Annotated in this window: 5 protein-coding genes and 1 pseudogene; 3 read left to right on the forward strand and 3 right to left on the reverse strand. The window is 73.6% G+C overall.

Going from position 1 to position 4,985, the window contains the following annotated elements; genetic code table 11:
- The first annotated feature begins 154 nt into the window (after positions 1–154).
- Positions 155–871, forward strand: a complete 717-nt coding sequence (locus ACFC1F_RS42565) for a hypothetical protein (protein ID WP_376167109.1) — start codon at positions 155–157, stop codon at positions 869–871.
- 16 nt (positions 872–887) lie between these two features.
- Here the strand turns inward: ACFC1F_RS42565 and ACFC1F_RS42570 are convergent, their stop codons facing one another.
- From ACFC1F_RS42570 to ACFC1F_RS42580, 3 genes are all read right to left on the reverse strand, one after another.
- Positions 888–2,063 carry a hypothetical protein gene (locus ACFC1F_RS42570; protein ID WP_376167111.1) on the reverse strand — a complete coding sequence of 392 codons (1,176 nt, stop codon included), beginning with the start codon at positions 2,061–2,063 and terminating at the stop codon, positions 888–890.
- Positions 2,064–2,340: 277 nt separating this feature from the next.
- The gene (locus tag ACFC1F_RS42575; RefSeq protein ID WP_209416151.1) at positions 2,341–3,111 is read right to left on the reverse strand and encodes a 1-acyl-sn-glycerol-3-phosphate acyltransferase; all 771 of its coding nucleotides are present in this window, start codon (positions 3,109–3,111) and stop codon (positions 2,341–2,343) included.
- A 278-nt stretch (positions 3,112–3,389) separates the two neighbouring features.
- Complete coding sequence (locus tag ACFC1F_RS42580) at positions 3,390–3,815, reverse strand: DUF4395 domain-containing protein (protein ID WP_376167113.1); 426 nt, start codon at positions 3,813–3,815, stop codon at positions 3,390–3,392.
- A gap of 211 nt (positions 3,816–4,026) precedes the next feature.
- On the opposite strand from ACFC1F_RS42580, the gene ACFC1F_RS42585 reads away from it, so the two are divergent.
- Together ACFC1F_RS42585 and ACFC1F_RS42590 are read left to right on the forward strand one after the other, a co-directional pair.
- The gene (locus tag ACFC1F_RS42585; RefSeq protein WP_376167115.1) at positions 4,027–4,440 is read left to right on the forward strand and encodes a thioredoxin family protein; all 414 of its coding nucleotides are present in this window, start codon (positions 4,027–4,029) and stop codon (positions 4,438–4,440) included.
- Between the two features lie 449 nt (positions 4,441–4,889).
- Positions 4,890–4,985: pseudogene (locus ACFC1F_RS42590) on the forward strand (electron transfer flavoprotein subunit beta); the annotation flags it as partial.

Here is a 4,985-nt window from a genome sequence, read left to right on the forward strand (position 1 = left end):
TGGTACTGCAGGGGGGACCCTGTGGGAGAGTAGGACGCCGCCGAACAATCATTCACAGAGAACCCCCGATCCATCACGGATCGGGGGTTCTTTGCGTTTCCCGGAGTTCTGCATTCCGCGGACTTCGAGCGGGGATCGGCTCTAGCCTGGCGCCGTGACGACTCGAAACCGAACCACCCGTACCGGTGCGGCCGCGCTCGTGGCTGCCGGCCTCGTGTTCCTCGCCGCCTGCGGAAGCGACGGCACCGGTAGTGGTGGAAACAGCGCCGACGGCAAGGCGGGCCACGTCGGCTGGTACCGGACGGTCGGCGACCTCTGCGCGACGGTGGGTGATCCCGGCCTGCCGGGGCAGCTGAGGAGCTCCATACCGGTGACGACCGACGGGATCGCGGGCGACCCGTCCAAGACGATCAGCTGCGGCTACACGGGCGGTCCGGCGACGGAGGACTGGCGGGTGAGCATCGACGTGACCGTCTTCGAGGCGGCCCGCGGCTGCCACTGGCTGGAGGTCGAGGCGGAGACGGCCAAGGCCCCGCTGGGCGGGCCCAAGCCGACCGAGACGCGGAAGTTCGTGAAGACCGATGGCGGGGGCCTCGGCCAGGAGGGCTATGAGGTGGCGGTCCGGCACCCGCTCACCGACACCATCCCGGGGCCGGTCGACCAACTGTCGTTCAAGTCGGGTGTCTGCGACGGCAACGTGCGTCTGACGGTCGACGTCGACTACGGCGCGGGCGCGGGGATGTCCGCGGACTACCCGGGCGCGCTCGACAAGGCGGAGGAGGCGTCGCGGAAGAAGGCCGCCGAACTGCTCAAGCGGACGCGGGAGAAGCTCTACGAGCACGCGATGAGCCCGCAGCCGACGGCCTCGTGACCGGCCGGCGCCCCGGCTAGGGGGCCACGGCCGTACCCCAGGCGGGCCGGGTTTCCCAGCGGTCGGGAGTGCTGGTGACCGGCGTGGCGTTCGAGCCGTCGTTCTTCATCGTGTACAGCTCGGCGGTGCCGTTGAGCGGGGCCTGGGCGTAGGCGATCGAGGCGCCGTCGGGGGAGTAGCTGGCGACGCCGTAGAAGACGTCGGACGGCCCGGGGGTGAGGGCGCCGATGGCCGTGCCGTCGGGGTGGACGGTGTAGATGCCGCCGCCGGGGGTGTTCTCGGGGCCTGCCGGGTAGGTGGTGAAGATGATCTGGCTGCCGTCGGGGGACCAGTTGGCCCGGTCGCCGGCGCGCAGCTCCCAGGGCGTGAGCCGGCGCAGCCCGGTGCCGTCGGCGTTGACGAGGTAGAGGGCGCGGCCGTTGGCGGGCTGGCCGGTGGCGCTGGTCTGGTACGAGAAGACGAGTTGCTTGCCGTCCGGTGACCAGGAGGGGTTGGTGACGAGGCCGGAGTACGGCTTGTCGTTGGTGAGGAAGGTCAGCCGCTGGACGTTGGTGCCGTCGGGGCTCATGACGTAGACGTCGCTGTACTGGATCTGGCCGGCGGTCGGGTCGGTGGCTCCCCAGGCGCGGCTGAAGGCGATCTGCCGGCCGTCGGGGGAGAAGGCCGGGGTGATCTCCTGCTCGTTGGTGCAGTCGGGGGCGCCGGTCTCGCAGAGCGGGCCGACCTGGCGGGCGTCGGCACCGTCGGCGCCGATCGTCCAGATCCGGCCGGCGGACTCGTCGTCCGTGCGGTCGAAGGCGAGCGTGGCGCCGTCCGGGGACCAGTCGGGGTGGTCGTCGCGGGTCCGGGCGGGCGGCTGGGTGAGCTGGTGCTCGCCGGTGCCGTCGGGGGCGACGGTGAAGACGGCGCTGGTCGTGCGGGTGGCGTCGAGGAAGACCCGGCCGGCGATCTGGCCGTTGTGCCGCGTGCTGGCCGCGGCGACGACGGCTCCTGCGGTCGGGGCGGAGAGGCCGACGGCGGGCTCGGGCGTGGGGGTCGCGGACGGGGTCTCGGCCCGGATCTCGCTGAGCGGGATCTCACCCGGCTCGGCGCCGCAGCCGGTGAGCATGGCGCCGGCGAGCAGAAGACCCGCACCTGCGCGGGCGCGGGTGCGGGTCTTGGGGGTGATTGGCAGCTGCCGTGTGCCGGTCATCGGCGTGTCATCTCCGTCTCTACTGCGGGACAGGGCCCCGAGGGAGCTGTCACTGTGGCAGATCGGGAGTGCGGGAGGGCGGGCGACACGCTACGCTCCGGCATCAGCCGGTCGCACGGAGTATGAAGAGCGGACCGTCCGGTTGACGGATCGGATACGGACAGGTCGGTCGACACGTCGGGGAGCATGGTCCCCTGGCCGAGCCGAGCCGAGCCGAGCCGGGCGGGCCCGGGACGCGGTCCTGGCTCGGGTCCTGGCCATCGCCCCCGGGCCGGCGTCAGCCCCGGTTCGCGCGGCGTTCGGCCCGGGCGGTGGCCTCCGCCTCGTCCTCGGCCTCGGCGACCTCCAGGGTCGGCGCGGTGCCGCCGAGCTGGGCGGGCAGCCACCAGGTGTCGTCCGGGCCGCTCGGCTTGCCGGGGTACTCGCGCTGGGCGGTGTCGAGCATCTCGCTCATCGCGGCGCGCAGCCGGCGGGTGACCATGACGGGCTTGTCGCCCGGCTCCAGCACGATCGGCTTGCCGATCATGATGGTGACGGGGACGTGCCGCTTGGTGAGGGTCTTGGGGCGGCCCTTGGTCCAGAGCTGCTGGGTGCCCCAGAGGACGACCGGCAGCAGCGGGGCGCCGGAGTCGGAGGCCATCCGGGCGGCGCCGGTCTTGAACTTCTTCAGCATGAACGAGCGGCTGATGGTCGCCTCGGGGAAGACCCCGACGACCTCGCCCGCGCGCAGTGCCCGCACGGCGGCCTCGTAGGCGGGCTGGCCGTCGGTGCGGTCGACCGGGATGTGCTTCATGCCGCGCATCAGCGGGCCGGAGACGCCGTGCCGGAAGACGTCGTCCTTGGCCATGAAGCGGGTCTTGCGCTTGCCCCCGCGGTAGGCGCCGAGGCCGGCGAAGAGGAAGTCCAGGTAGCTGATGTGATTGCTCACCAGGACCGCTCCGCCCTTGGCGGGGATGTTCTCGGCGCCGACGATCTTGATGCGCACGTCGAGCGCGCGGAAGACGGTCAGTGCGGCGCCGATCACCGGCGGGTACACGAACTCAGCCACGGTCAGTCCTGACTTCCCACGGGCCCTGGCGGCCCGGTACGGCGGTACCCGGGCCGCGCGGTGGGGGCCGACCGGAGGCGCGGCACGCCGCGGCGGCCACGGGTGATACACGGAGATGATCCCCCGAACGAGTGCCCGCTGTCACCTGAACCGGGGTGTCGGGCGGGATCGGGGGGTGTGATCTCCGTGATGGGTCGGACGGGAACCTTCCTGCGGTGCCGGGCCACGGGGGGTGCGGGGCGGGGATCCTCCGGTCGGCGGCGGGGGCCGCGGCGGGCTCAGGCGGCGGTGCCCAGCCGTCCCCGGGCCCGGCGTACCAGCGGGTAGACCTCGCAGCCGAGGCAGTAGCCGAAGACGGCGTTGAGGAAGGCCGCGGCGAGTGCGAAGCCGGTGGCGAGCAGGCCGAGCCAGGCCACACCGGTGAGGAAGCCGAGCGTGCCGACGGCGGCGAAGGCCAGGCCGACCCCCTGGGCGAAGCGCGGCGGGCGCTCGTCCTCGGTCTCGGTGGGCGGCGCCAGTCGGGGGCGGACCAGGGTCCGGTACAGCCGGCCGTACGGGGAGCGGTGTAGGCCGCCGACGGCGCCGAGGGCGAAGACGACGGCCTGGAGGGCGAGCAGCAGGCTACTGCCGGTGAGCAGGACGGTGATCAGGACGAGCGTGGTGATCGCGGCGGCGAAGCGCGGGCCGCGGGGGTCGATCTGCACGGGGACTCCGGAGGTGGGCGCGTGGCTGAGGTGACGGCGGGGCGCGTCAGCGACAGCGCGAGGCCGTGGCCCGGCACAGGTCGACCACGCGGCGGGTGGTCAGCAGGGGCTGTGCGGGGCGGTCGGAGTCCACCCGGCGATCGTACGGGTGCCCGGCCCCGGCGGTCGACCTCCCTGCGGGAGCCGGAGGGCGTCGGCGCAGACTGGGGGGATGACCGGGTTGGTGGTGTGCGTTGTCGTGCTCGCGGTGGCGAGTGCGTTCGGGCTGCTGCGGGCCAAGCGCGACGGGAGGCTGCGGGTGCGCACGAAGGACGGGGCGGTGCGGTTGTCGGAGGCGGAGCTGGGCGGGCCGCTGGGCGAGCGGGCCACGCTGGTGCAGTTCTCGACCGCCTTCTGCCAGCCGTGCCGGGCCACCCGCAGGGTGCTCGGCGAGGTGGCGGGCATGGTCGACGGGGTCGCGCACGTCGAGCTGGACGCGGAGGCGCAGCTGGAGCTGGTCCGGCGGCTGGAGATCCTGCGGACGCCGACGGTGCTGGTGCTGGACGCGGGCGGCAGGGTGGTGCGTCGGGCGGCGGGGCTGCCGCGGAAGGCGGACGTGATCGCGGCGCTGGGGGAGGCGGTCTGACGTCGGCCGTCGCGCGTCGGCCGGCGGCGCCGGACGGGCGCGCTTCCGCGGGTTCCGGCCCGGGTTCGGCCCGGCCGGCGGCCCGGGCGGAGGGCCGGGCGCGCTGCTGACCCGCCGTTCCGGGGTGCTTCTCCGCGTCCGTGTGCCGCCCCGTCGGGTGGTACCGGGGGCGGGCTGGGGCAGGATGGGCGCTGACGGCAAGTGCAGGCCGTCCCGCCGTCCCTCCGGATCCGGGTCTCCCGGGCCGTCGCGGGTGTCGTGCGGGGCGTCCGGCCGGGGCCTGGCGGCGTAAGCTACTGGCCAGTAGTGACCACTGGGCTACTGGCGAGTATGCTGCCAGGAAGTTCCGGACCGGCACGGGAACACGCTGCCCGGAGCGGGTGCGCTCCGTGTTCGCGCCCGCTTGCACAGCCGCAGCCGCCGGACGAGACCAGTACAGGAGACAGGCCGTGAGCTTGAGGATCGTTGTCTGTGTGAAGTACGTGCCGGACGCGACGGGTGACCGTCGTTTCGCGGACGACCACACCACCGACCGGGAGGGCGTG

It is taken from the genome of Kitasatospora sp. NPDC056181 (assembly GCF_042266225.1).
Taxonomy (GTDB): domain Bacteria; phylum Actinomycetota; class Actinomycetes; order Streptomycetales; family Streptomycetaceae; genus Kitasatospora.

Coding starts and splice junctions, on each gene's coding strand:
- ACFC1F_RS42570 (WP_376167111.1), bottom strand. CDS start 2,063: ATGACCGGCACACGGCAGCTGCCAATCACCCCCAAGACCCGCACCCGC.
- ACFC1F_RS42585 (WP_376167115.1), top strand. CDS start 4,027: ATGACCGGGTTGGTGGTGTGCGTTGTCGTGCTCGCGGTGGCGAGTGCG.